The sequence below is a fragment of the Enterobacter sp. PL_is379 genome (assembly GCF_055817355.1).
Genome location: NZ_JBVPGT010000024.1, coordinates 64,202 through 88,773, shown reverse-complemented (window position 1 = coordinate 88,773; position 24,572 = coordinate 64,202). Strand labels below are relative to the sequence as shown.

Sequence of the window (24,572 nt, the reverse complement as noted above, 5' to 3'; positions counted from 1 at the left end):
GTCGTCTTAAACAAGCAAAAAGCCCCGACGATGAAACTGTCAGGGCTTTCGGAAGTAACGCACTGAAAATATTAACGAGGCAATACGTCCTGAGGCAGATTGTAGAGCTGCGCCAGGGTAACGACATTATCGCTCGCGCCGCGAAGCGTGACGCTCGCCCCCTGCTTTTTCCCTACCGCAACCAGATGGGCAAGCAGCGCAACGCCTGCCGTATCGACCCGTGTGATGTCGGTTAAGTCGATAAGCGTCACGCCCTGCATAGCCTCATGGCGTTTATCCCATAAGGGGTTCAGCAGATCCTGATCCAGCTCACCGGACAGCTTTAATGTCTCGCCTTCACGCGACCAGCTGAGTTGCTGTGACATTACTTCTTCTCGTCCAGCGTGATTTTCTGACGAGCAATGGACTGCAGCTGCGCGGTCAGGCCATCAATCCCCTTGGTGCGCAGCAGGTCACTCCACTCGTTCTGTTTGGTGGTGATCATGCTTACGCCTTCGGCGATCATGTCATACGCCTGCCAGTGGCCGGTCTGGCTGTTTTTACGCCACTGGAAATCCAGACGAACCGGCGGACGGCCGTTAGGATCGTTGATCGTTACGCGGATAGGCACGATGGTCGCATCACCCAGCGGCTGCTCAGGCGCAATCTGATAGGTCTGACCGTGGTACATCGCCAGCGCCTGGCCATAAGCCTGTTTCAGGTATTCACGGAACGCGGCAAAGTAGGCCTCACGCTGCGCAGGGGTCGCGTCTTTGTAATAACGGCCCAGTACCAGCGCACCCGCATATTTTATCTGCACATACGGCAGCAGTTCCTGGTCAACGACTTCACGCAGATAATCAGGATTAGCACGAATTTTAGGCTGTTCGTTTGTAAGGCGGTCAAAGGTCTTCTTCGCCGCTTCGTCCATCAGTTTGTACGGGTTACTCTGATCCGCAGCGTGGGCAGCGGTAAGAGGGGCGATGACCAGCATGGCAACCATTAACAGTCGTTTAAACATGAATGACTTCTCCTGAAATTAATTCGCAGCACCAGGTGTCGGTGCGGCGTCGGTATGCTCTTCGCTCTGCGCAGGGGCTGCATCGGATTTTTTCTCATCCCCTTTGCTGTTGTAAAGGAACTGACCAATCATATCCTCCAGAACCATCGCGGATTTCGTATCCTGAATGACGCTACCGTCTTTAAGGATAGTCGTTCCCAGCTCGGGGTCTTCAAAACCGACGTTAAGCGCCAGATATTGTTCACCCAGCAGGCCGGAAGTACGGATAGAAAGGGAACTGGTGTCCGGGATATGGTTATAACGCTCTTCGATATCCATCGCGACGCGTGGCAGATAGGTTTTCTCATCGAGCGTAATGTCCGTTACGCGTCCGATCACCACGCCGCCAATACGGACCGGTGAACGCGCCTTCAGCCCGCCGATGTTATCGAAGGTGGCATAGATGCGATACGTCGGCTCGGTGCGCACAGACGTAATATCCGCCGCTCTCAGGCAGATGAACAGCGCGGCCAGCAGCGCCAGAAGCAGGAATACACCGACCCAAATTTCATTTTTTCTCGTTTGCATGAACTCAATTCCCAAACATCAGTGCGGTGAGCACAAAATCCAGACCCAGTACGGCCAGCGACGAATGTACGACGGTACGTGTAGTTGCACGGCTAATGCCCGCCGACGTCGGGATGGCATCGTAACCATTGAACAATGCAATCCACGTGACCGTAATGGCAAATACCACGCTTTTAATCAGGCAGTTAACCAGATCCATTCGCAGGTCAATGGCGTCCTGCATCGCGGACCAGAAGAAACCGGCGTCAATGCCTTTCCAGTGCACGCCAACCAGCGAACCGCCCCAGATACCCACGGCGACAAACAGAATAGTCAGTAACGGTAAAGAGATCACCCCAGCCCAGAAACGCGGCGAGATCACGCGACGTAGCGGATCGACCGCCATCATCTCCATGCTGGAGAGCTGCTCGGTCGCACGCATCAGGCCAATTTCTGCCGTTAATGCCGACCCCGCACGCCCGGCGAACAACAGCGCCGCCACAACCGGCCCCAGTTCTCGCAGCAGCGAGAGCGCCACCAGCATCCCGAGGCTGGTTTCCGCACTGTAGGTTGTCAGAACAAGATAGCCCTGTAGCCCAAGCACCATACCGATAAAAAGACCGGAGACAATGATGATGAGCATCGACAGCACGCCGACATTATAAAGCTGCCGCACCAGCAGCGGTGCGTGCTTACGGAATTCCGGCTTGCCGACCAGCGCGTTGAATAACATCAATCCGGCACGCCCGAACGTCCTGATGGTTTTTATGCCACGGTGTCCGAGAGCGGCCAACGCATTTAACAGCATGAGTGGCTTAACTCCCTATTCCCAGTAAATCGTCACGATAGTCGCCCGCCGGGTAGCGGAACGGCACAGGGCCATCGGCAATACCGTCGAGGAACTGCCGCACGCGCGGATCGCAATTCTCCTGCAGCGCCTGGGCGCTACCGTGCGCGACGATCTTTTTGTCCGCCACGATATAGGCGTAATCGGCAATGCTCAATACTTCCGGTACATCGTGAGATACCACAATGCAGGTGACGCCAAGCGCACTGTTCAGTTCAGAGATGAGCTTCACCAGCACGCCCATCGTGATGGGATCCTGTCCAACGAACGGTTCGTCAAACATGATTAAATCAGGTTCGAGTGCAATGGCTCGCGCCAGCGCGGCGCGGCGCGCCATCCCCCCGGATAGCTCTGAAGGCATCAGTTTCGCGGCGCCCCGCAAACCGACGGCTTCAAGCTTCATCATCACCGTGCTTTTCAGCAGTTCAGGCGGCAAGCTGGTATGCTCGCGCAGCGGATAGGCCACGTTATCAAAGACATTCATGTCGGTGAACAAGGCTCCAGACTGAAAGAGCATGCTCATGCGTTTGCGGACAGTATACAGGCGCGAGCGTGACATCTCCGGGATGTTTTCGCCATCAAAGAGAATTTCACCGCTATCCGGTGGGATCTGCCCACCAATAAGGCGCAACAGGGTCGTTTTACCGATCCCGGACGGCCCCATGATGGCAGTGATCTTGCCACGCGGTACGGTCAACGAAATATCATCAAATATCAATCTGTTGGCGCGAGAAAAACTCACACCGCGAACATCGACTAAATTCGCCATCGTTTGGCTCATTTATGGTTCCTTTATTACCCTGCTCACATTAAGGCATGCTGCCTGAATCAGCCCTCAACTCCGCATTTTTACAGAATAATAGCCGTTGAGGTTAGCGAAAGCTGGCATTTGTTTTACTTTTCCGGCGCATAAAGTCAAAATTAGGAATTCGTTACGCCTCAGACTGTATGCAGTCCAGCCATTTCCGCGCGATGGACCGACGAGTATACCTGAAGAAAGGACTTTTGATGCTTTTAGCAACAGCACTGTTAATAATTGGTTTACTTTTGGTGGTCTACAGTGCTGACCGTTTAGTGTTTGCTGCATCTATCCTGTGTCGCCTGACGGGCGTACCGCCTGTCGTCATCGGGATGACCGTGGTCAGTGTTGGAACGTCACTTCCTGAAATCATCGTCTCTGTCTCGGCATCGCTGCATGGCCAGTTAGACCTGGCAGTCGGCACTGCGATTGGCTCTAACATCGTCAATATACTCTTGATTTTAGGCCTGGCGGCACTGCTCCATCCATTTCGCGTGCATTCTGATGTTCTGCGCCGTGAATTGCCGCTAATGTTAATCGTAAGTCTGCTGGCAGGGTGCGTATTTTACGATGGTGTACTGAGCTACAGCGACGGCATTTTCTTGCTGGCGCTGGCCGTTATTTGGCTGCTCTATAGTGTTAAAATCGCCCGTCTGGCTGAAAAGCAGGGCCAGGATAGCCTCACGCGTGAGCAGGTCGCCGAACTTCCGCGAGAAGGCACGCTGCCTGTTGCCCTGCTGTGGCTTGGCGTTGCGCTGATCATCATGCCGATGGCAACGCGTATGGTCGTGGATAACGCGACGGTGCTGGCGAACTATTTCGCCATCAGTGAACTGACCATTGGCCTGACGGTGATTGCCATCGGTACCAGCCTGCCGGAGCTGGCTACGGCCATTGCGGGGGCACGCAAAGGTGAGGATGACATTGCCATTGGTAATATCATCGGTTCCAACATATTTAATATCGCCATTGTGATGGGGCTGCCGGCCCTGATTACGCCAGGGCCCTTTAATCCCCTGGCGTTCTCACGCGACTACGGCGTGATGTTATTGGTCAGCGTGATATTTGCCCTGCTCTGCTGGCGGCGGCAACGACAGATCGGCAAAGGCGCAGGCGCGCTGCTGACGGGTGGATTTATCGTATGGATGGCGATGCTGTACTGGCTCTCGCCTCTTCTCTCTGGGTAACGGAAACGCATTATGTCGCAAATAGAATTGCAGCCGGGTTTTGACTTTCAGAAAGCAGGCAAAGACGTTCTGGAGATTGAACGTGAAGGTCTGGCGCAGTTAGATCAGTACATTAATCAGGATTTTAGTCTGGCATGTGAGAAGATATTCTACTGTGCCGGCAAAGTCGTGGTGATGGGGATGGGTAAGTCCGGCCACATTGGACGCAAAATGGCGGCAACGTTTGCCAGTACCGGCACCTCGTCCTTCTTTGTGCACCCGGGGGAAGCCGCGCACGGCGATCTGGGTATGGTCACGCCGCAGGATATCGTCATCGCGCTGTCCAACTCCGGTGAGTCCAATGAGATCCTGGCGTTGATTCCGGTACTGAAGCGCCTGCAGGTGCCGCTTATTTGCATGACCAGCCGTCCGGAAAGCAGCATGGCGCGGGCGGCAGACATTCACCTGTGCGTGAAAGTGCCCAAGGAGGCCTGTCCGCTCGGCCTGGCGCCGACGTCCAGCACCACCGCCGCGCTGGTCATGGGTGATGCGCTTGCCGTCGCGCTGCTCGAAGCCCGTGGTTTTACGCCGGAAGATTTCGCGCTTTCCCACCCGGGCGGTGCGCTGGGGCGCAAGCTGCTGCTTCGGGTAAACGATATTATGCACACCGGGGATGAGATCCCTCACGTCAGTAAAGAAGCCTCCCTGCGTGATGCGCTGCTGGAAATCACCCGCAAGAATCTGGGGATGACGGTCGTGTGCGACGATCTGATGAAAATTCAGGGGATCTTCACCGATGGCGACCTGCGTCGCGTGTTCGACATGGGTGTCGATGTCCGCACGCTCGGCATTGCCGACGTGATGACGCCAGGCGGTATCCGCGTGCGTCCGGGTACGCTGGCCGTGGATGTGCTGAACCTGATGCAGTCCCGCCATATCACCTCCGTTATGGTTGCCGATGGCGACCAGTTGCTGGGTGTGGTACATATGCATGATCTGCTGCGCGCAGGCGTAGTGTAATGAAGGATAAGACAATGAGTAATGCGGGTGCATCCCTTGCAACCTGTTATGGTCCGGTCAGTACCCAGATGATGGCAAAGGCGGAAAACATTCGTCTGCTCATCCTGGATGTGGATGGGGTACTCTCCGACGGCCTGATTTACATGGGCAATAATGGTGAAGAGCTGAAAGCGTTTAACGTTCGCGACGGCTACGGTATCCGCTGTGCGCTCACCTCAGGTATTGAGGTGGCTATCATCACCGGGCGAAAAGCTAAACTGGTAGAAGACCGCTGTGAAACCTTAGGCATTACCCATCTGTATCAGGGGCAATCCGATAAGATGGCGGCGTTTAAGGATTTACTGGGTAAACTGGCTATCGCACCGGAAAACGTGGCCTACGTCGGGGACGATCTGATTGACTGGCCCGTGATGGCTGAAGTTGGGCTTAGCATCGCCGTTGCCGATGCGCATCCGCTGCTGATCCCGCGCGCTGACTACGTTACCCACATCAACGGGGGCCGCGGTGCCGTACGTGAAGTCTGCGATCTGCTCCTGCTGGCGCAGGGCAAGCTTGATGAGGCCAAAGGGCAATCGATATGAGTAAAACCAGACGTTGGATTATCATTTTGCTTTCGCTTGTCGCACTGGTATTGATTGGCGTGAACCTTGCCGATCGCGACGATACGCAAACGGAAGTGATCAACAATAACGATCCAACCTATAAAAGCGATCACAGCGACACCGTGGTCTACAGCCCTGAAGGCGCGCTGAACTATCGCCTGATTGCCCAGCATGTTGAATATTTTTCAGATGATGGTATTTCGTGGTTTACCCAACCTGTCATGACCACATTTGATAAGGACAAAGTGCCGACGTGGTCAATTAAGTCAGATCGGGCAAAACTGACAAATGACCGTATGCTTTATCTGTATGGCCACGTTGAAGTCAACGCCCTGACCGCTGACTCGCAGCTACGAAAAATTACGACGGATAATGCCCAGATCAACCTGGTAACCCAGGACGTGACGTCGCAGGATCTGGTCACACTGTATGGCACAACATTTAATTCCAGCGGTTTGAGAATGCGCGGGAACTTACGCAGCAAAAACGCCGAGCTGATTGAAAAGGTTAGAACCTCCTATGAAATTCAAAACAAACAAACTCAGCCTTAAAGTAATTATCGCCAGCGCGATGCTGGCGACCAGTCTCCCCGCGCTTGCTGTAACGGGCGATACCGACCAACCGATCCATATCGAGTCCGATACCCAGTCTCTCGATATGCAGGGCAACGTCGTCACCTTCACGGGTAACGTCGTCATGACTCAGGGCACCATCAAAATCAACGCCGACAAAGTGGTCGTGACCCGTCCGGGTGGCGAGCAGGGCAAAGAGATCATTGATGGTTACGGTAACCCGGCCACCTTCTATCAGATGCAGGACAACGGCAAGCCGGTGAAAGGTCACGCTACGCACATGCACTATGAGCTGGCGAAGGACCTGGTCATCCTGACCGGTAATGCGTACCTGGAACAGCTGGACAGCAACATTACCGGCGACCAGATTACCTATCTGGTAAAAGAGCAAAAAATGCAGGCCTCCAGCGAGAAAGGCAAACGCGTCACCACCGTACTGGTTCCGTCGCAGCTGCAGGACAAAGGCAAAGGCCAGGCCCCGGCACAGAAGAAGAGTAACTAATTCGTTATGGCAACATTAACTGCAAAAAATCTCGCGAAGGCCTATAAGGGCCGCCGTGTCGTAGAAGATGTCAGTCTGACCGTCAACTCCGGCGAAATTGTAGGGCTGCTTGGCCCTAACGGTGCGGGTAAAACCACCACTTTCTACATGGTCGTTGGCATTGTGCCGCGCGATGCCGGCAACATTGTCATTGACGATGAAGACATCAGTCTTCTGCCGCTGCACGCACGCGCACGTCGCGGGATCGGCTACCTGCCGCAGGAAGCCTCCATTTTCCGTCGTCTTAGCGTTTACGATAACCTGATGGCGGTCCTACAAATTCGTAACGATCTGACCAGCGAACAGCGTCAGGATCGTGCCAACGAGCTGATGGAAGAGTTCCACATTGAGCATCTGCGCGACAGCCTCGGTCAGGCTCTCTCCGGGGGCGAACGCCGTCGTGTTGAGATTGCCCGTGCGCTGGCCGCAAACCCGAAGTTTATCCTTCTGGATGAACCGTTTGCGGGCGTTGACCCAATCTCGGTTATCGACATTAAACGTATCATTGAACACCTGCGTGACAGCGGGCTTGGCGTACTGATCACCGACCACAACGTCCGTGAAACGCTGGCCGTGTGTGAACGCGCGTATATTGTGAGCCAGGGCAATCTGATCGCCCACGGTACGCCACAGCAGATCCTCGAAGACGATCATGTTAAGCGCGTCTATCTTGGGGAAGACTTCAGACTCTGATAGGGTAGAGGTAACGTAACGCCGAACCGGAGAAAAATGCTCTGAACATGAAGCAAGGTTTGCAATTAAGGCTCAGCCAACAACTGGCGATGACGCCGCAGCTACAGCAGGCAATTCGCCTGTTGCAACTGTCCACGTTAGAACTTCAGCAGGAGCTCCAGCAGGCGCTGGACAGCAACCCCCTACTGGAACAAACCGATCTTCATGACGAGGTAGATACCCAGCAATCGCAGGATACAGAAGCGCTCGACACCGCGGATGCACTCGAACAAAAAGAGATGCCGGACGAGCTTCCGCTGGATGCCAGCTGGGATGAAATCTACACCGCCGGAACCCCTTCCGGTACGCGTGCAGACTACCAGGATGATGAGCTACCGGTCTATCAGGGCGAAACCACCCAGTCACTGCAGGATTACCTGATGTGGCAGGTGGAGCTCACTCCCTTCTCCGATACCGACCGCGCGATTGCCACCTCAATTGTCGATGCCGTTGACGACACCGGCTATTTGACCGTCACGCTGGACGATATTCTGGAAAGCATGGGCGACGACGAGATAGAGCTTGAGGAAGTTGAAGCCGTTCTGAAGCGCATCCAGCGTTTCGATCCGGTAGGCGTGGCCGCAAAAGATCTGCGCGACTGCCTGCTGATCCAGCTTTCTCAGTTCAGCAAAGAGACGCCGTGGCTCGACGAGGCGCGCTTAATCATCAGCGATCATCTGGATCTGCTGGCGAACCACGATTTCCGCTCCCTGATGCGCGTCACGCGCCTGAAGGAAGAAGTGCTGAAAGAAGCGGTGAATCTGATCCAGTCGCTCGATCCGCGCCCGGGACAGTCGATCCAGACCAGCGAGCCCGAGTACGTCATCCCGGATGTGCTGGTCAGAAAACACAATGGCCGCTGGGTCGTTGAACTGAATTCAGACAGCATCCCTCGCCTGCAAATCAACCAGCAGTATGCCTCCATGTGCACCAGCGTGCGTAACGACTCCGACAATCAATATATTCGTAGCAATTTGCAGGAAGCGCGATGGCTGATCAAAAGTCTGGAGAGCCGAAATGATACGCTGCTACGCGTCAGCCGCTGTATTGTCGAACAGCAGCAGGCCTTCTTTGAGCAGGGCGAAGAGTATATGAAACCGATGGTACTGGCGGATATCGCCCAGGCCGTCGAAATGCATGAATCAACCATTTCCCGTGTCACCACGCAGAAGTATCTGCACAGTCCACGCGGTATTTTTGAGCTTAAGTATTTCTTCTCCAGCCATGTAAATACCGAGGGCGGCGGTGAAGCGTCGTCAACGGCCATTCGTGCCCTGGTGAAGAAGTTGATCGCCGCGGAGAATCCCGCGAAGCCACTAAGCGACAGTAAGTTAACCACCATGCTGTCCGATCAGGGTATTATGGTGGCACGTCGTACTGTTGCGAAGTATCGAGAGTCTTTATCCATTCCGCCGTCCAACCAGCGTAAACAGCTGGTCTGACACAACCGATAAGGAAGACACTATGCAGCTCAACATCACTGGACAAAACGTCGAAATTACTGAGGCTTTACGCGACTTTGTGAACGCGAAGTTTGCAAAACTCGAGCAGTATTTCGAAAGGATCAATCAGGTCTATATTGTGTTGAAAGTGGAGAAAGTGACTCATATCTCGGATGCCACCCTGCATGTTAACGGGGGTGAACTGCATGCCAGTGCGGAAGGGCAAGACATGTACGCTGCTATCGACGGCTTAATTGATAAGCTTGCGCGACAGCTCAATAAACATAAAGATAAACTGAAACAACACTAATTGTCCGGGCAGTTAACGGGTGCAGGACGGCCTGTTGTGAAACACAACAGGCCATTTGTACAGTTAGCGCTTAGGTGAAATTATGATGAACAACGATTCCGCTCTTCAACTGAGCAATGTCCTTAACCAGGAATGTACCCGCAGTGCGGTTCACTGCCAGAGCAAAAAACGTGCGCTGGAGATCATCAGTGAACTGGCCGCAAAACAGCTGGGCCTGCCGCCGCAGGTGGTGTTCGAAGCGATTCTGACCCGTGAAAAGATGGGCAGTACCGGTATCGGCAACGGCATCGCGATCCCGCATGGCAAACTGGAAGAGGATACCCTGCGTGCCGTCGGTGTGTTTGTGCAACTTGAAACACCCATCGCCTTCGATGCCATTGATAACCAGCCCGTCGATCTCCTCTTCGCGCTGCTGGTGCCTGCTGACCAGACGAAAACCCATCTGCATACGCTGTCGCTGGTCGCCAAGCGTCTGGCTGACAAAACCATTTGCCGTCGACTGCGCTCGGCTCAAAGTGATGAAGAGCTCTATCAAATTATCACTGAAGCAGAAGGCAATCAGGATGATGCATAACCAGGAGATGGCCTTCACATCTGTTGTCCTGAGGAGAAACGGAACATGGTGCTGATGATTGTCAGTGGCCGTTCAGGGTCGGGGAAATCCGTTGCTCTGCGCGCGCTGGAAGACATGGGTTTTTACTGCGTCGATAACCTGCCGGTCGTGTTATTGCCCGACCTGGCCCGCACGCTTGCGGAGAGACAAACCTCTGCCGCCGTCAGCATCGACGTCCGTAACATGCCTGAATCGCCAGAGATCTTCGAGCAGGCCATGAGCAACCTGCCTGATGCGTTTTCGCCTCAGCTGCTTTTCCTTGATGCAGACCGCAATACGCTGATCCGCCGCTACAGCGATACCCGTCGCTTGCACCCGCTTTCCAGTAAGAACCTCTCTCTGGAGAGCGCGATCGATGAAGAGAGCGACCTCCTGGAGCCGCTGCGCTCTCGTGCCGACCTGATTGTCGACACCTCTGAGATGTCCGTTCACGAGCTGGCGGAAATGCTGCGTACCCGGTTGTTGGGTAAACGCGAGCGTGAGCTGACGATGGTGTTCGAATCCTTCGGATTTAAGCACGGTATTCCGATTGATGCGGATTACGTTTTCGACGTGCGCTTCCTGCCTAACCCGCACTGGGATCCGAAGCTGCGTCCCATGACCGGTCTGGATAAACCCGTCGCGGCCTTCCTCGACCGGCACACAGAAGTTCACAATTTTATCTACCAGACGCGAAGCTACCTTGAGCTATGGTTACCTATGCTGGAGACAAACAATCGTAGCTACCTGACGGTGGCGATTGGCTGTACCGGCGGTAAACATCGTTCGGTTTATATCGCCGAACAGCTGGCCGACTATTTCCGCTCGCGCGGGAAGAACGTTCAGTCCCGTCATCGCACGCTGGAAAAACGTAAAACATGACCGTAAAACAAACCGTTGAGATCACCAATAAGCTGGGTATGCACGCCCGCCCGGCGATGAAACTGTTTGAGCTGATGCAGGGTTTCGATGCAGAGGTTCTGCTGCGGAATGACGAAGGTACCGAAGCGGAAGCGAACAGCGTGATCGCCCTGCTAATGCTGGATTCCGCCAAAGGCCGCCAGATTGAAGTCGAAGCCACCGGACCTCAGGAAGAGGAAGCGCTGGCGGCGGTGATTGCCCTGTTTAACGCCGGCTTTGACGAAGACTAACGTTCGCCCCTTCGGCGGGTGGCGCTGCGCTTACCCGCCCTACATAAGATTATTACGCTGCATAAAACCCTCTCCACCCAGCTGATTCATCTGGCGTAGGATCCACGCCTGACGGCTTCGCACGTACCCTGATGGGGCACTGGCTTTAAAGCGGATGGGATTCGGTAAGACAGCGGCCAGAAGTGCTGCTTCTGACATGCTCAGACGGCTGGCTGGCTTATTGAAATAACGCTGCGCGGCAGCTTCCACGCCAAAAATACCGTCGCCAAATTCAGCGACGTTGAGATAGACGGTCAGAATGCGCTTTTTGCTCCAGACCGTTTCCATCCCCAGGGTCAACCCCGCTTCCAGCCCCTTTCGCACCCAGCTGCGGCCGTCCCACAGAAACAGATTTTTGGCCGTCTGCTGCGACAACGTTGAGGCACCGCGCACGCGGTTTTCATGGCGTTCGTTATGGGCCAGCGCCTTCTCAATGGCCGCCACGTCGAACCCCCAGTGCTCCGGGAATTTCTGGTCCTCCGCCGCGATGACCGCCAGCCCCATGAAAGGCGAGATCTCGTCCATGCTTACCCAGTCAGAGTGGGCAACATAGCTGAAATCGCCGCTGAGCCACGCGCCGAGCTGGCGCTCAACCATCACGGCAGAGAACGGGACTGGCATAATGCTGAACAGGGCGAGTCCACCACCCCAAAACACCGCCAGCACCAGAACGATGCGCAACAGGGTACGTTTTACCCACGCGCCAGCACCGGATTGACGACTCATTCAGCCAACACCAGCACGCGGGCGACCAGCTTTTCGATCCCCATAGCCGCTTCTGCAATATTCTTCGCCAGCATATACGCAGGCGTGGTGACAATTTTGTTATCTTCATCAACCACAATGTCATCTACCGGGCACGGAACGTGTTCGCCCCCCATTTCCTCGACGATCTCTGCGGTATCGATATCCGTCCCGATAGTCAGGCGCAGCGGGAAATCAAAAATCTTAGGCAACATCGCGGGTGCGATACAGATAAAGCCCAGCGGCTTTCCTGCCGCATGCATGGCCTGCGACAGCGCTTTCAGATGAGGATCGATCTGACACTCCGCGCCCTGCGCAGCAAAGGTACTGAGATTTTTGGCCGCGCCAAACCCACCCGGCACAATGAGGGCATCAAGCTCTGTAGGGTCTGCCTGAATAAGAGGATGGATATCACCTCGCGCAATACGCGCGGCTTCAATCAGTACATTACGGGTTTCCACCATCGGCTCACCGGTCAGATGGTTAATCACATCCGCCTGATTTTTGTCTGGCGCAAAACAAATCACCTCTGCTCCCTGCTTAGCCAGGGCCAGCAGTGTGATTACGGCTTCATGTATCTCAGAACCATCGTAAACACCGCATCCGCTCAGCACGACACCAATCTTTTTCATCATGACAATCCTTTTCTGCAACTTGCTGAAGCACATTAATAATTTTGATTAAAACGCTATGCTTCACACATTTCACTGATTCATGTAACAAACCATTTAAGATTTGCTATCTTATCTGCGTGCGGCCTAAATTTTTCAGGCAGCGCCCTTTCGAAAATAACGTTTAAAAACAGGCGCAGCCACGATTTCCCTGGTGTTGGCGCAGTATTCGCGCACCCCGGTTAATCCGGGGTCATTTTTTTCTGGCGTCAACCCAGGCTTTAAGCACCGCCACATCGTTTTGCCACTCTTGCTTCATCTCTTCAACCCAATCACCCACGTTATCTTCCCATGCAGGTAAATCAGGTGACTGAATCTGTTGACCCAACTGCTGCAGGTGGCGTAGGCCAACCGAACCGGCGGCACCTTTAATTTTATGTCCTTCTTCCACGATGCCCTTCTGGTCACGCGCCGTCAGGTTTGATTCCAGCACGCTCAGATAGCCCGGCATCATTTTTTCGAACACCGCCAGACCATCGGTAATCAGTTTCGGGCCGACCAGATCGATGTACTGCTCCAGCATCGCGGTATCGAGTATCGTTTGGGCTTTTGCGCTATCAACAGACGTCATGGTGCTCTCCTCTTCATTACGGGTATCCCAGAACTTCTTAATCATGGCGGTCAGAGCAGGCACCGCCAGCGGCTTGCTGAGTACATCGTCCATACCGGCATCGAGATACTCTTTTTTATCTTTCAGTACGTTCGCCGTCAGGGCAACCAGCGGCGGCAGTTCGTCGGCCGCGTACTGACGCGTCAGCTCGCGCGAGATATCCAGCCCGGTCATATCCGGTAACTGAATATCCAGCAGAACAAGATCGTATTCACCCGGTTTAAACATCTCCAGCGCAGCCTTACCGGTCATCGCGACATCGACGCTGTTGCCCAGTTTTTCCAGCACGGAGCGCGCCACGATCACGTTCAGCTCAATGTCTTCCACCAGCAGGACGTGCAGCGCAGGCAGCGGCATATCGTCATTTTCAAAGGTATCTTCTACCTCTTCCGCCACCGCCGGCGCATGGACCGTCAGCGTGAAGGTTGACCCTTTACCCGGCTGGCTGGCAACGGTGATATCGCCCCCCATGCTCTTCGCCAGTCGTTTAGAGACCGCCAGGCCAATGCCCGTTCCGGTAGCTGGTTTTCCGCCGTTGCTGTCCTTCACCTGGTAGTACATGGCGAAGATTTTGTCCTGCTCCTCCTGCGGAATACCCATCCCGGAGTCCTCTACCTCAAAGTGCAGCATGTCGCCTTCGTCAAAGCGGATGCGTACCGCAACCTGCCCCTTCTGGGTAAATTTCACCGCGTTGCTGATCAGGTTCCACAGGATCTGGCGCAAACGCGTGCCGTCAGTCACCACTTTATGCGGCAGCGGCAGGGTTGGCTCCATGACAAAACTTAGCCCCTTCTGCTGCGCCTGCAGGCCGGACAGGTTTTCCAGATCGGCAAGGAAGCTGGTGAAATCAACAGGCTGATTATCAAGCTGAACTTTACGGCGCTCCATCTTATCCATATCAATAATATCGTTGAAGATATTACCCAGCGTGACCGCCGAAACATGGATAGTCTTGAGGTATTTTTCCTGCTCTGCGGTCAGGTCGGTATCCAGCAGAATACGGCTCAGCCCGACGATGCCGTTAAGCGGCGTACGCAGCTCGTGGCTGATGGTGGAGATAAAGGTGGTCTTGTCGCGGCTGGCACGCTCAAGGGCATCCTGATAGCGCTTACGCTCGGTAATGTCGCGGCCAAAGCCCATCAGGCCATGGCGTTTCCCCACGCGGTCATAGTAGGGCACCTTACGGATCTCAAAGCAGGCTTTGCGTCCGTCCGGGTAATCCAGCCACTGTTCATAGGTCAGCGAGACGTTATGACGGAAGACTTTTTCGTCGGTCTCCATGACCTTGGCCGCCGCCTCTTCAGAGTAAACGTCCTGCGGTTTCAGGTTAATCAGCTGCTTCTCGCTTTTCCCGGTGAGCAACTCCATCGCCCGGTTACAGCCGGAAAACTCTTTATCTTCATTACGGTAAAACACCAGATCCGGCGAAGCATCGAGGAATGACCGCAGGAAAGAGGATTGCTGCTCAAGCTGGATCTGCGTGACCTCACGCTCTTTCATTTCGATTTTCAGCTGCTCCAGCGTGGCCTGGCGCTCGGCCTCCGCCTTCTCACGATCTGAAATCTCCTGGTTCAGCTGCGCAATGTTGTCTTTAAGCTGGACGTTGAGCTTCAGGTCGCGCTCGCGCATCTCTTCCAGTTTATCGACCAGCTTAGACAATCGCTGTCGGGACTCTTCCAGCTGTTCAACCACCACGGAAAGGAAGTAGACCGCCCAGGGGGTAATAAGCAAGCCAAAGAAGATGGAGCGGATGACGTCGATACTCTCGACCTGACCATGCAGAACCATGGTGACGGCCATTTGCACGACAATGGCCAGAACGACCAGTGCCAGCGCAAGCAGCATAGAGAAACGCACCAGCCCAAGCTTCATCATCAGGTCGACGTAATACTGGGCAAGCATTCGAATTTGCTTCATAGAGGATCCCTTCACGACTTTATCGCTCAATAATACTCAAATTCAGGGCGAGGCGTTGAAGGTTGTGAGAAAAAGTGCGGGGTGAAACAGGAGATTAGCCTCGCTCCCGGTGAACCGGAAGCGAGGAGAGGTCAATCAGGAGCGTTTCAACAACAGCCAGAGGCTGATCAGGAGGAAACTGGCGCTTGGCAGCAGCGCACCAATTATCGGCGGAATGCCATAAACCAGCGTCAGCGGACCGAAGATCTGGTCGAGCACGTAGAACACAAAGCCGAAACTGATACCGGTCACGACGCGCACGCCCATCGGCACGCTGCGTAACGGGCCGAAGATAAACGACAGCGCCATCAGCATCATCACCGCCACGGACATCGGCTGGAAGATTTTGCTCCACATGTTGAGCTGATAACGTCCCGCATCCTGCCCGCTCGACTTCAGGTATTTCACATAGTTGTGTAAACCGCTGATGGAGAGCGCGTCTGGATCCAGCGCCACGACCCCGAGCTTATCGGGCGTCAGGTTGGTCTTCCACGTCCCGGTTACCGTCTGAGAACCCGTAATCTGTTTCGGATCGGTCAGGTTAGATTCATCAACCTGGGACAACCGCCACTGCTTATGTTCGGCGTCAAATTTCGCCGAAGAGGCGTGGCGAACGGACTCCAGACGGCGCTGGTCATCGAAAGCGTAGATGCTCACCCCACCCAGTTCGTCATTCCCCTTTACCCGCTCGATGTAGACGAAGTTTTTACCGTCTTTCGCCCATAAACCTTGTTGAGTCGAGAGCAGTGAGCCACCGTACATTGCCTGCGCACGGTAGTTACGCGCCATCTGTTCGCCCTGCGGCGCGACCCACTCGCCGATCGCCATGGTCAACAGCACCAGTGGGATCGCGGTTTTCATTACCGACAGCGCGACCTGCATGCGGGTAAAGCCTGAGGCCTGCATAACGACCAGCTCACTACGCTGCGCCAGCATTCCCAGCCCCAGCAGCGCGCCCAGCAGGGCCGCCATCGGGAAGAAGATCTGCACATCTTTCGGCACACTGAGCAGGGTATACATCCCCGCGCCCATCGCGTCATAGCTCCCCTGCCCGGCTTTTTTCAGCTGATCGACAAATTTGATAATGCCGGAGAGCGACACCAGCATGAACAAGGTCATCATGATGGTGGTAAAAATGGTTTTACCGATATAGCGATCAAGAACGCCAAACGCCTGCATTAGATGGCTCCTTTACGCGAGAATCGGGCACGTATGCGGCGCACAGGCACCGTATCCCACAGGTTTAACCCTAGCGCCAGTAAGATGTACAGGCTGTTGACGAACCATGTCCAGACCATAGGGTCCAGCTTACCCTTCGCGCCGTTAGAACGAATCGAGGTTTGCAGCAGGAAATAGATCAGGTAAAGCAGCATCGCCGGCAGCATAGAGAGCACGCGTCCCTGGCGAGGGTTCACCACGCTCAGCGGAACGACAATCAGCGCCATCATAAACACGGTGAAGACGAGCGTAATACGCCAGTGGAACTCAGCGCGCGCTCTGTCGGTATCGGTATTCCAGAGGGTCCGCATGTCCATTTGCTCGGTATCCGTTGGATCGAGCGCCACCGCCTGATGGCCGATAATGGCCTGATAGTTCTGGAAATCCGTGATACGGAAGTCGCGCAGCATCGCGGTGCCTTCGAAACGGGTGCCTTTATTCAGCGTCACGATCTGAGAACCATCTTTGCGCTGAGCAAGCTGACCGGAATCTGCAACCACCACGGAAGGACGCGCGTTACCTTTGGGACGTAACTGCGCCAGGAAGACGTCGTTGAATTTACTGCCGTCAACGCTCTCAATAAACAGCACGGAGTTGCCGTCGGTCGCCTGCTGGAACTGCCCCTGGGCTAACGCCGCCATGCCGGGGTTGGCTTTCGCTTCGGCCAGCACTTCGTCCTGATGACGGGAAGACATGGGGCCCGCCCACATCACATTCACCGCGGCAACAATACCCGTGAACAGCGCCAGTATCATGGCCGCTTTCACCAGTACCGCTTTGCTCAGGCCACAGGCATGCATCACCGTGATTTCACTCTCGGTGTAGAGTTTCCCAAGCGTCATGAGCAGGCCAAGGAAAAGACTTAGCGGCAGGATGAGCTGCGCCATTTCCGGGATCCCTAAACCAAGCAGGGAAAGCACCAGATTTGTTGGAATTTCGCCGTCAACGGCCGCACCGAGGATCTTAACCAGCTTCTGACAGAAAAAAATCAGCAGCAGGATGAAGAGGATCGCCAGTTGGCTTTTGAGCGTCTCCCGCACCAGATATCTTATGATTATCACTTTAAATACGCCCGTAAAAACCCGTCTCTTTGCAGGAATTTCGCTTGTTTCATGGCTTAAACGTCATTTATTCTCTTGAGTCGTCGAAATCATCGCTAAGATTAAAACATCCAGCGGATTCACGCTTCAGGACTTTTTCTGACGTGTCGAAACCGTAGTAACGTAAGATTAACACGAAGTCACCACAACAGCGGACATGAGTTACGAAAGGTTTCAATTCTATCCGTAGCAGCCGCCGTTGTCTTTAAGATTCAGGAGCGTAGTGCATGGAGTTCAGTGTAAAAAGCGGTAGCCCGGAGAAACAGCGGAGTGCCTGCATCGTTGTGGGCGTCTTTGAACCACGCCGACTCTCCCCGATCGCCGAGCAACTCGATAAAATCAGTGACGGCTATATTAGCGCCCTGCTGCGCCGTGGCGAACTGGAAGGCAAACCTGGGCAGACGCTGTTACTGCACCATGTTCCGAACGTACTGTCAGAGCGTATTCTGCTGATTGGCTGCGGCAAAGAACGCGAGCTGGATGAACGTCAGTATAAGCAGGTGATTCAGAAAACAATCAATACGCTGAATGATACCGGCTCAATGGAAGCCGTCTGCTTCCTGACTGAATTGCACGTCAAAGGGCGTAACACCTACTGGAAAGTGCGTCAGGCAGTCGAAACGGCAAAAGAGAGCCTCTACAGCTTCGATCAGCTGAAGACCAATAAAAGCGAGCCGCGTCGTCCGCTGCGTAAAATGGTCTTTAACGTGCCAACCCGTCGCGAACTGACCAGCGGCGAACGCGCGATCCAGCACGGTCTGGCGATCGCAGCCGGCATTAAAGCGGCCAAAGATCTCGGCAACATGCCGCCTAACATCTGTAACGCGGCGTACCTGGCCTCTCAGGCGCGTCAGCTGGCCGACGCCTACAGCAAAAACGTCATTACCCGCGTCATCGGCGAACAACAGATGAAAGAGCTGGGAATGCACTCTTACCTGGCGGTCGGTAACGGCTCGCAGAATGAATCCCTGATGTCCGTCATCGAGTACAAGGGCAACCCGGCCGAAGACGCGCGCCCTGTCGTGCTGGTCGGTAAAGGCCTGACCTTCGATTCCGGCGGTATCTCCATCAAGCCTGCCGAAGGCATGGACGAGATGAAATACGACATGTGCGGCGCGGCGGCGGTTTACGGCGTGATGCGCATGGTCGCTGAACTTCAGCTGCCGATTAACGTTATCGGCGTACTGGCGGGCTGCGAAAACATGCCTGGCGGGCGTGCTTATCGTCCGGGTGACGTGCTGACCACCATGTCCGGCCAGACCGTTGAAGTGCTGAATACGGACGCCGAAGGCCGTCTGGTGCTGTGTGACGTGCTGACCTACGTTGAGCGCTTCGAGCCTGAAGCGGTCATTGACGTCGCCACGCTCACCGGCGCCTGTGTGATTGCGCTGGGCCACCACATCACCGGCCTGATGTCGAACCACAATCCGCTGGCGCACGAGCTTATCGGCGCCTCGGAACAGGCCGGTGACCGCGCATGGCGTCTGCCGTTGGGTGACGAATATCAGGAGCAGCTGGAGTCTAACTTCGCGGATATGGCAAACATCGGTGGACGTCCTGGCGGGGCGATCACCGCGGGCTGCTTCCTGGCACGCTTCACCCGCAAGTACAACTGGGCGCACCTGGATATCGCGGGCACCGCATGGCGCTCCGGCAAAGCCAAAGGCGCAACCGGTCGTCCAGTGGCGCTGCTGTCGCAGTTCCTGCTCAATCGCGCGGGTTTTAACGGCGACGAATGATGTAAAACGCCGGGTGGCGGCTTCGCCTTACCCGGCCTACAGCGTCACTCAACCGTAGGCCGGGTAAGCGTAGCGCCACCCGGCTTTGCATTTAAATCCACGACAAGAAGCCCCATATATGAAGAATGCAACGTTCTACCTTCTGGACAACGACACCCATCAGGATGGCCTCAGCGCCGTCGAACAGCTGGTGTGTGAAATTGCCGCAGAACGTTGGCGCGCAGGCAAACGCGTGTTGATCGCCTGTGAAGATGAGCAGCAGGCGATTCGTCTCGATGAAGCGCTGTGGGCTCGCCCGCCGGAGAGTTTTGTTCCGCATAACCTGTCAGGCGAAGGGCCACGCGGCGGAGCACCGGTTGAAATTGCCTGGCCGCAAAAGCGCAACAGCAGCGCGCGCGACATTCTTATTAGCCTGCGGATAGATTTTGCAGATTTTGCCACCGCTTTCACAGAAGTGGTAGACTTTGTCCCTTACGAAGAATCTTTGAAACAACTGGCGCGCGAACGCTATAAAGCGTACCGCCTGGCTGGTTTTAACCTGAATACGGCAACCTGGAAATAATGGAAAAGACATATAACCCACGCGATATCGAACAGCCGCTTTACGAGCACTGGGAACAGCAGGGCTATTTCAAGCCTAACGGCGACGAAAGCAAAGAGTCCTTCTGCATCATGATCCCGCCGCCGAACGTCACCGGCAGTTTGCATATGGGTCATGCTTTCCAGCAGACCATCATGGACACCATGATCCGCTACCAGCGCATGCAGGGTAAAAACACCCTGTGGCAGGCGGGGACTGACCACGCGGGTATCGCGACCCAGATGGTGGTTGAGCGTAAAATTGCCGCTGAAGAAGGGAAAACCCGCCACGACTACGGTCGCGACGCGTTCATCGACAAAATTTGGCAGTGGAAAGCGGAATCCGGCGGCACGATTACCCGTCAGATGCGCCGCCTCGGCAACTCCGTGGACTGGGAGCGCGAGCGCTTCACCATGGATGAAGGCCTCTCCAACGCCGTGAAAGAAGTCTTCGTCCGTCTGTACAAAGAAGACCTGATTTACCGTGGCAAACGCCTGGTCAACTGGGATCCGAAACTGCGCACCGCAATTTCTGACCTGGAAGTGGAAAACCGCGAGTCCAAGGGCTCCATGTGGCATATCCGCTATCCGCTGGCCGACGGCGCAAAAACCGCCGACGGTAAAGATTACCTGGTGGTCGCGACCACCCGTCCGGAAACCCTGCTGGGCGATACCGGCGTGGCCGTTAACCCGGAAGATCCGCGTTATAAAGATCTGATTGGCAAATTCGTGGTGCTGCCGCTGGTAAACCGCCGTATTCCGATTGTGGGCGACGAACACGCCGATATGGAAAAAGGCACCGGCTGCGTGAAAATCACCCCGGCGCACGACTTCAACGACTATGAAGTGGGTCGTCGTCACGCCCTGCCGATGATCAACATTCTGACCTTCGACGGCGATATCCGCGAAAGCGCAGAAGTGTATGACACCAAAGGCGAAGAGTCTGACGTTTACTCCAGCGACATCCCTGCGGAGTTCCAGAAGCTGGAACGCTTTGCCGCGCGTAAAGCGATCGTTGCTGCCGTCGACGCACTCGGCCTGCTGGAAGAGATCAAACCTCACGATCTGACCGTGCCGTACGGCGACCGTGGCGGCGTGGTTATCGAGCCAATGCTGACCGACCAGTGGTACGTGCGTGCCGACGTGCTGGCGAAACCGGCTGTTGAAGCGGTTGAGAACGGCAGCATTCAGTTCGTGCCGAAGCAGTACGAAAACATGTACTTCTCCTGGATGCGCGATATTCAGGACTGGTGTATCTCCCGCCAGCTGTGGTGGGGTCACCGTATCCCGGCATGGTACGACAACGACGGCAACGTCTACGTTGGCCGCACCGAAGACGAAGTGCGTCAGGAAAACAACCTGAGCGCGGACGTTGCCCTGCGTCAGGACGAAGACGTGCTGGACACCTGGTTCTCCTCCGCGCTGTGGACTTTCTCCACCCTCGGCTGGCCAGAAAACACCGACGCGCTGCGTCAGTTCCACCCGACCAGCGTGATGGTGTCCGGCTTCGACATCATCTTCTTCTGGATTGCCCGCATGATCATGATGACCATGCACTTCATCAAAGACGAAGACGGCAAGCCGCAGGTTCCGTTCCATACCGTCTACATGACCGGTCTGATCCGCGACGACGAAGGCCAGAAGATGTCCAAGTCCAAGGGTAACGTTATTGACCCGCTGGACATGGTTGACGGTATCTCTCTGGAAGAGCTACTGGAAAAACGTACCGGCAACATGATGCAGCCGCAGCTGGCTGAGAAAATCCGCAAGCGCACCGAGAAGCAGTTCCCGAACGGGATCGAGTCTCACGGTACCGACGCCCTGCGCTTCACCCTGGCGGCACTGGCCTCTACCGGTCGTGACATCAACTGGGACATGAAGCGTCTGGAAGGCTACCGCAACTTCTGCAACAAGCTGTGGAACGCCAGCCGCTTCGTGCTGATGAACACGGAAGATCAGGACTGCGGCTTCAACGGCGGCGAGATGACCCTGTCTCTGGCGGACCGCTGGATCCTGGCGGAATTCAACCAGACGGTGAAAGCGTTCCGCGAGGCTCTGGACAGCTACCGCTTCGATATCGCGGCGGGCATCCTGTATGAATTCACCTGGAACCAGTTCTGCGACTGGTATCTGGAGCTGGCGAAGCCGGTGATGAACGGCGGTACTGAGGCGGAACTGCGCGGCACGCGCAACACGCTGATTACCGTTCTGGAAGGTCTGCTGCGCCTGGCGCATCCGGTCATTCCATTTATCACCGAAACCATCTGGCAGCGCGTGAAGGTGATTGCAGGCATCAACGCTGACACCATCATGCTGCAGCCGTTCCCGGCATTCGATGCGGCTAAGGTTGATGAAGCGGCGTCCGCGGATACCGAGTGGCTGAAACAGGCGATCGTTGCGGTGCGTAACATTCGTGCTGAAATGAACATCGCCCCGGGCAAACCGCTGGAACTGCTGCTGCGCGGCTGCAGCGAAGCGGCTGTTCGTCGCGTCACCGAGAACAACACCTTCCTCAAGACCATGGCGCGCCTGGAAAGCATCACCGTGCTGCCTGCGGATGACAAAGGTCCGGTTTCCGTGACCAAAATCATCGACGGCGCCGAGCTGCTGATCCCAATGGCAGGTCTGATCGATAAAGACGCTGAGCTGGCTCGTCTGGCGAAAGAAGTGGCGAAAGTCGACGTGGAAATTGGCAAAATCGAAAGCAAGCTGGCGAACGAAGGCTTTGTCGCCCGCGCGCCGGAAGCGGTCATCGCGAAAGAGCGTGAGCGCCTGGTTGCCTTCGCCGATGCGAAGACCAAGCTGATTGAGCAGCAGGCGGTTATCGCCGCGCTGTAATGCTTTTACCCCTTACGCTTCAGGGCGTAAGGGGTAACCTTCCTGAAAACTCCTCGCTTGCACTCCCCCTTCTGCGGTGCTATTAACAGCAGTTATGTGTCAATTTTGTAATGAGTAATGCTATGAGCGTGATTACCCCCGTCGCGACGACGATGCGTCGGATCACTGAGCAGGATAACCCGGCTATCGCCGCCGTTATTCGCACCGTTTCTGCCGAATATGGCCTGACGGCTGACAAAGGTTACACGGTTGCGGACCCGAACCTGGACGCGCTTTTCCAGCTCTACAGCCAGCCAGGGCATGCCTACTGGGTAATCGAGCAGAATGGCCAGGTGGTGGGCGGTGGCGGCGTGGCGCCCCTCAGTTGCAGCGAGCCGGATATCTGCGAACTGCAAAAAATGTATTTCCTGCCAACGGCACGCGGACAAGGACTGGCCAAAAAGCTGGCGCTGATGGCGCTGGACCACGCGCGCAAGCAGGGCTTTACCCGCTGCTACCTGGAAACGACCGCCTTCCTCAAAGAGGCCATCGGCCTGTATGAACATCTGGGCTTTGAGCATATCGATGCGCCGCTGGGCTGTACCGGCCACGTTGATTGCGAAGTCAGGATGCTGAAAAGTCTGTAACTTTCGTTCCTGCCCTCTTCTGTTAAGCGGCTGTAAACTGAATGCTCTACACTCTCAGTTCACACCACAACGGGGGAAACACGATGTCGAAGATAAAAAGCTACGCCGCACCGCAGGCGGGTGCAGAACTTGAGCTGTACGAGTACGACGCGGGCGAACTAAAAGCAGAAGACGTCGAAGTACAGGTTGATTACTGCGGGATCTGCCACTCGGATCTCTCGATGATCGACAACGAATGGGGCTTCTCCAGCTATCCGCTGGTTGCCGGACACGAAGTTATTGGCCGCGTCGTGGCGCTCGGTAGCGCCGCGCAGGACAAAGGGCTGAAAGTGGGCCAGCGCGTGGGCATTGGCTGGACGGCACGCAGCTGTGGCCACTGCGATGCCTGTATCAGCGGTAATCAGATCAACTGCCTCGAAGGCGCCGTTCCCACCATTCTGAACAAAGGCGGTTTCGCCGACAAGCTGCGCGCCGACTGGCAATGGGTCATCCCGCTGCCGGACAGCATTGATATCGAATCCGCCGGTCCGCTGCTGTGCGGCGGTATCACCGTCTTCAAACCCCTGCTGATGCACCATATCACCGCCACCAGCCGCGTGGGCGTCATCGGTATTGGTGGCCTTGGGCATATCGCCATCAAGCTGCTGCACGCGATGGGCTGTGAAGTCACGGCGTTCAGCTCGAACCCGGCGAAAGAGAAAGAAGTGCTGGCTATGGGGGCGGATAAAGTGGTGAACAGCCGCGATCCGCAAGCGCTGAACGCGCTGGCGGGCCAGTTTGACCTGATCATCAACACCGTTAACGTCGATCTCGACTGGCAGCCGTACTTTGAAGCGTTGGCCTACGGCGGTAACTTCCACACCGTGGGTGCGGTGATGAAGCCGCTGCCGGTTCCGGCGTTTACCCTGATCGGTGGGGATCGCAGCGTGTCAGGCTCCGCTACCGGTACGCCGTACGAGTTGCGCAAACTGATGAAATTCGCCGGACGCACCAAAGTGGCGCCGACCACCGAACTGTATCCGATGTCGAAAATCAACGAAGCGATCCAGCACGTGCGCGACGGCAAAGCCCGCTACCGCGTGGTGCTGAAAGCAGATTTCTGATGTGAGTTTGCCGGGTGGCGGCTTCGCCT

The 24,572-nt window shown here is 55.5% G+C and carries 26 protein-coding genes; 16 read left to right on the top strand and 10 right to left on the bottom strand.

The window, feature by feature from the left end:
- Positions 1-71: 71 nt before the first annotated feature.
- The 5 genes from mlaB to mlaF are packed head-to-tail and all read right to left on the bottom strand — an operon-like array spanning position 72 to position 3,174.
- Positions 72-365, bottom strand: a complete 294-nt coding sequence (gene mlaB, locus AC0TOY_RS06090; RefSeq protein ID WP_024906357.1) for a lipid asymmetry maintenance protein MlaB — start codon at positions 363-365, stop codon at positions 72-74.
- A complete protein-coding gene (mlaC, locus tag AC0TOY_RS06085; protein ID WP_148770239.1) occupies positions 365-1,000 on the bottom strand; it encodes a phospholipid-binding protein MlaC in 636 nt (211 codons plus the stop codon). Before mlaC ends, mlaB begins: the two co-directional genes overlap by 1 nt.
- Before the next feature lie 18 nt (positions 1,001-1,018).
- The gene (mlaD, locus tag AC0TOY_RS06080) at positions 1,019-1,567 is read right to left on the bottom strand and encodes an outer membrane lipid asymmetry maintenance protein MlaD (RefSeq protein WP_024906355.1); all 549 of its coding nucleotides are present in this window, start codon (positions 1,565-1,567) and stop codon (positions 1,019-1,021) included.
- Positions 1,568-1,571: 4 nt separating this feature from the next.
- The gene (mlaE, locus tag AC0TOY_RS06075) at positions 1,572-2,354 is read right to left on the bottom strand and encodes a lipid asymmetry maintenance ABC transporter permease subunit MlaE (RefSeq protein WP_010436044.1); all 783 of its coding nucleotides are present in this window, start codon (positions 2,352-2,354) and stop codon (positions 1,572-1,574) included.
- Positions 2,355-2,361: 7 nt separating this feature from the next.
- Positions 2,362-3,174, bottom strand: a complete 813-nt coding sequence (gene mlaF / locus AC0TOY_RS06070) for a phospholipid ABC transporter ATP-binding protein MlaF (RefSeq protein ID WP_024906354.1) — start codon at positions 3,172-3,174, stop codon at positions 2,362-2,364.
- Between the two features lie 227 nt (positions 3,175-3,401).
- On the opposite strand from mlaF, the gene AC0TOY_RS06065 reads away from it, so the two are divergent.
- The 11 genes from AC0TOY_RS06065 (at position 3,402) to npr (ending at position 11,320) form a co-directional block, all read left to right on the top strand.
- Positions 3,402-4,379 carry a calcium/sodium antiporter gene (locus AC0TOY_RS06065; protein WP_023309354.1) on the top strand — a complete coding sequence of 326 codons (978 nt, stop codon included), beginning with the start codon at positions 3,402-3,404 and terminating at the stop codon, positions 4,377-4,379.
- A gap of 12 nt (positions 4,380-4,391) precedes the next feature.
- Positions 4,392-5,378 carry an arabinose-5-phosphate isomerase KdsD gene (gene kdsD / locus AC0TOY_RS06060; protein ID WP_008501450.1) on the top strand — a complete coding sequence of 329 codons (987 nt, stop codon included), beginning with the start codon at positions 4,392-4,394 and terminating at the stop codon, positions 5,376-5,378.
- A gap of 14 nt (positions 5,379-5,392) precedes the next feature.
- A complete protein-coding gene (gene kdsC, locus AC0TOY_RS06055) occupies positions 5,393-5,959 on the top strand; it encodes a 3-deoxy-manno-octulosonate-8-phosphatase KdsC (RefSeq protein WP_023309356.1) in 567 nt (188 codons plus the stop codon).
- On the top strand, positions 5,956-6,531 hold the full coding sequence (lptC, locus tag AC0TOY_RS06050; RefSeq protein ID WP_024906353.1) for an LPS export ABC transporter periplasmic protein LptC: 576 nt from the start codon (positions 5,956-5,958) through the stop codon (positions 6,529-6,531). The genes kdsC and lptC overlap by 4 nt, the downstream gene beginning before the upstream one ends.
- On the top strand, positions 6,500-7,054 hold the full coding sequence (gene lptA, locus AC0TOY_RS06045) for a lipopolysaccharide ABC transporter substrate-binding protein LptA (RefSeq protein ID WP_024906352.1): 555 nt from the start codon (positions 6,500-6,502) through the stop codon (positions 7,052-7,054). Before lptC ends, lptA begins: the two co-directional genes overlap by 32 nt.
- 6 nt (positions 7,055-7,060) lie before the next feature.
- A complete protein-coding gene (gene lptB, locus AC0TOY_RS06040) occupies positions 7,061-7,786 on the top strand; it encodes an LPS export ABC transporter ATP-binding protein (RefSeq protein ID WP_025756692.1) in 726 nt (241 codons plus the stop codon).
- A gap of 47 nt (positions 7,787-7,833) precedes the next feature.
- On the top strand, positions 7,834-9,267 hold the full coding sequence (gene rpoN, locus AC0TOY_RS06035) for an RNA polymerase factor sigma-54 (protein ID WP_032650397.1): 1,434 nt from the start codon (positions 7,834-7,836) through the stop codon (positions 9,265-9,267).
- Between the two features lie 22 nt (positions 9,268-9,289).
- Entirely contained in the window at positions 9,290-9,577 is a 288-nt protein-coding gene (gene hpf, locus AC0TOY_RS06030) for a ribosome hibernation promoting factor (protein ID WP_008501444.1), read from the top strand.
- 82 nt (positions 9,578-9,659) lie between these two features.
- A complete protein-coding gene (gene ptsN / locus AC0TOY_RS06025) occupies positions 9,660-10,151 on the top strand; it encodes a PTS IIA-like nitrogen regulatory protein PtsN (RefSeq protein WP_008501443.1) in 492 nt (163 codons plus the stop codon).
- 45 nt (positions 10,152-10,196) lie between these two features.
- A complete protein-coding gene (gene rapZ, locus AC0TOY_RS06020) occupies positions 10,197-11,051 on the top strand; it encodes an RNase adapter RapZ (RefSeq protein WP_014885397.1) in 855 nt (284 codons plus the stop codon).
- On the top strand, positions 11,048-11,320 hold the full coding sequence (gene npr / locus AC0TOY_RS06015) for a PTS phosphocarrier protein NPr (protein WP_003861872.1): 273 nt from the start codon (positions 11,048-11,050) through the stop codon (positions 11,318-11,320). Before rapZ ends, npr begins: the two co-directional genes overlap by 4 nt.
- A gap of 39 nt (positions 11,321-11,359) precedes the next feature.
- On the opposite strand, the gene mtgA is transcribed toward npr, so the two are convergent.
- From mtgA to lptF, 5 genes are all read right to left on the bottom strand, one after another.
- Positions 11,360-12,085, bottom strand: coding sequence for a monofunctional biosynthetic peptidoglycan transglycosylase (gene mtgA / locus AC0TOY_RS06010; protein WP_148770237.1), 726 nt, complete (start codon positions 12,083-12,085; stop codon positions 11,360-11,362).
- Entirely contained in the window at positions 12,082-12,735 is a 654-nt protein-coding gene (gene elbB, locus AC0TOY_RS06005) for an isoprenoid biosynthesis glyoxalase ElbB (protein ID WP_061716459.1), read from the bottom strand. The genes mtgA and elbB overlap by 4 nt, the downstream gene beginning before the upstream one ends.
- Positions 12,736-12,967: 232 nt before the next feature.
- Positions 12,968-15,301 carry an aerobic respiration two-component sensor histidine kinase ArcB gene (gene arcB, locus AC0TOY_RS06000; protein ID WP_473721608.1) on the bottom strand — a complete coding sequence of 778 codons (2,334 nt, stop codon included), beginning with the start codon at positions 15,299-15,301 and terminating at the stop codon, positions 12,968-12,970.
- 135 nt (positions 15,302-15,436) lie between these two features.
- Entirely contained in the window at positions 15,437-16,519 is a 1,083-nt protein-coding gene (lptG, locus tag AC0TOY_RS05995) for an LPS export ABC transporter permease LptG (protein ID WP_024906346.1), read from the bottom strand.
- Entirely contained in the window at positions 16,519-17,619 is a 1,101-nt protein-coding gene (gene lptF / locus AC0TOY_RS05990; RefSeq protein ID WP_024906345.1) for an LPS export ABC transporter permease LptF, read from the bottom strand. Before lptF ends, lptG begins: the two co-directional genes overlap by 1 nt.
- 266 nt (positions 17,620-17,885) lie before the next feature.
- Here lptF and pepA point away from each other — a divergent pair, with 266 nt between their 5' ends.
- The 5 genes from pepA (at position 17,886) to ahr (ending at position 24,543) form a co-directional block, all read left to right on the top strand.
- On the top strand, positions 17,886-19,397 hold the full coding sequence (gene pepA / locus AC0TOY_RS05985) for a leucyl aminopeptidase (RefSeq protein ID WP_024906344.1): 1,512 nt from the start codon (positions 17,886-17,888) through the stop codon (positions 19,395-19,397).
- A gap of 118 nt (positions 19,398-19,515) precedes the next feature.
- Positions 19,516-19,959 carry a DNA polymerase III subunit chi gene (gene holC / locus AC0TOY_RS05980; protein ID WP_008502815.1) on the top strand — a complete coding sequence of 148 codons (444 nt, stop codon included), beginning with the start codon at positions 19,516-19,518 and terminating at the stop codon, positions 19,957-19,959.
- Entirely contained in the window at positions 19,959-22,814 is a 2,856-nt protein-coding gene (locus AC0TOY_RS05975; RefSeq protein ID WP_473721607.1) for a valine--tRNA ligase, read from the top strand. Before holC ends, AC0TOY_RS05975 begins: the two co-directional genes overlap by 1 nt.
- A gap of 122 nt (positions 22,815-22,936) precedes the next feature.
- The gene (locus AC0TOY_RS05970; protein WP_111967955.1) at positions 22,937-23,440 is read left to right on the top strand and encodes a GNAT family N-acetyltransferase; all 504 of its coding nucleotides are present in this window, start codon (positions 22,937-22,939) and stop codon (positions 23,438-23,440) included.
- Positions 23,441-23,523: 83 nt separating this feature from the next.
- Complete coding sequence (ahr, locus tag AC0TOY_RS05965) at positions 23,524-24,543, top strand: NADPH-dependent aldehyde reductase Ahr (protein ID WP_473721606.1); 1,020 nt, start codon at positions 23,524-23,526, stop codon at positions 24,541-24,543.
- Positions 24,544-24,572 lie beyond the last annotated feature (29 nt).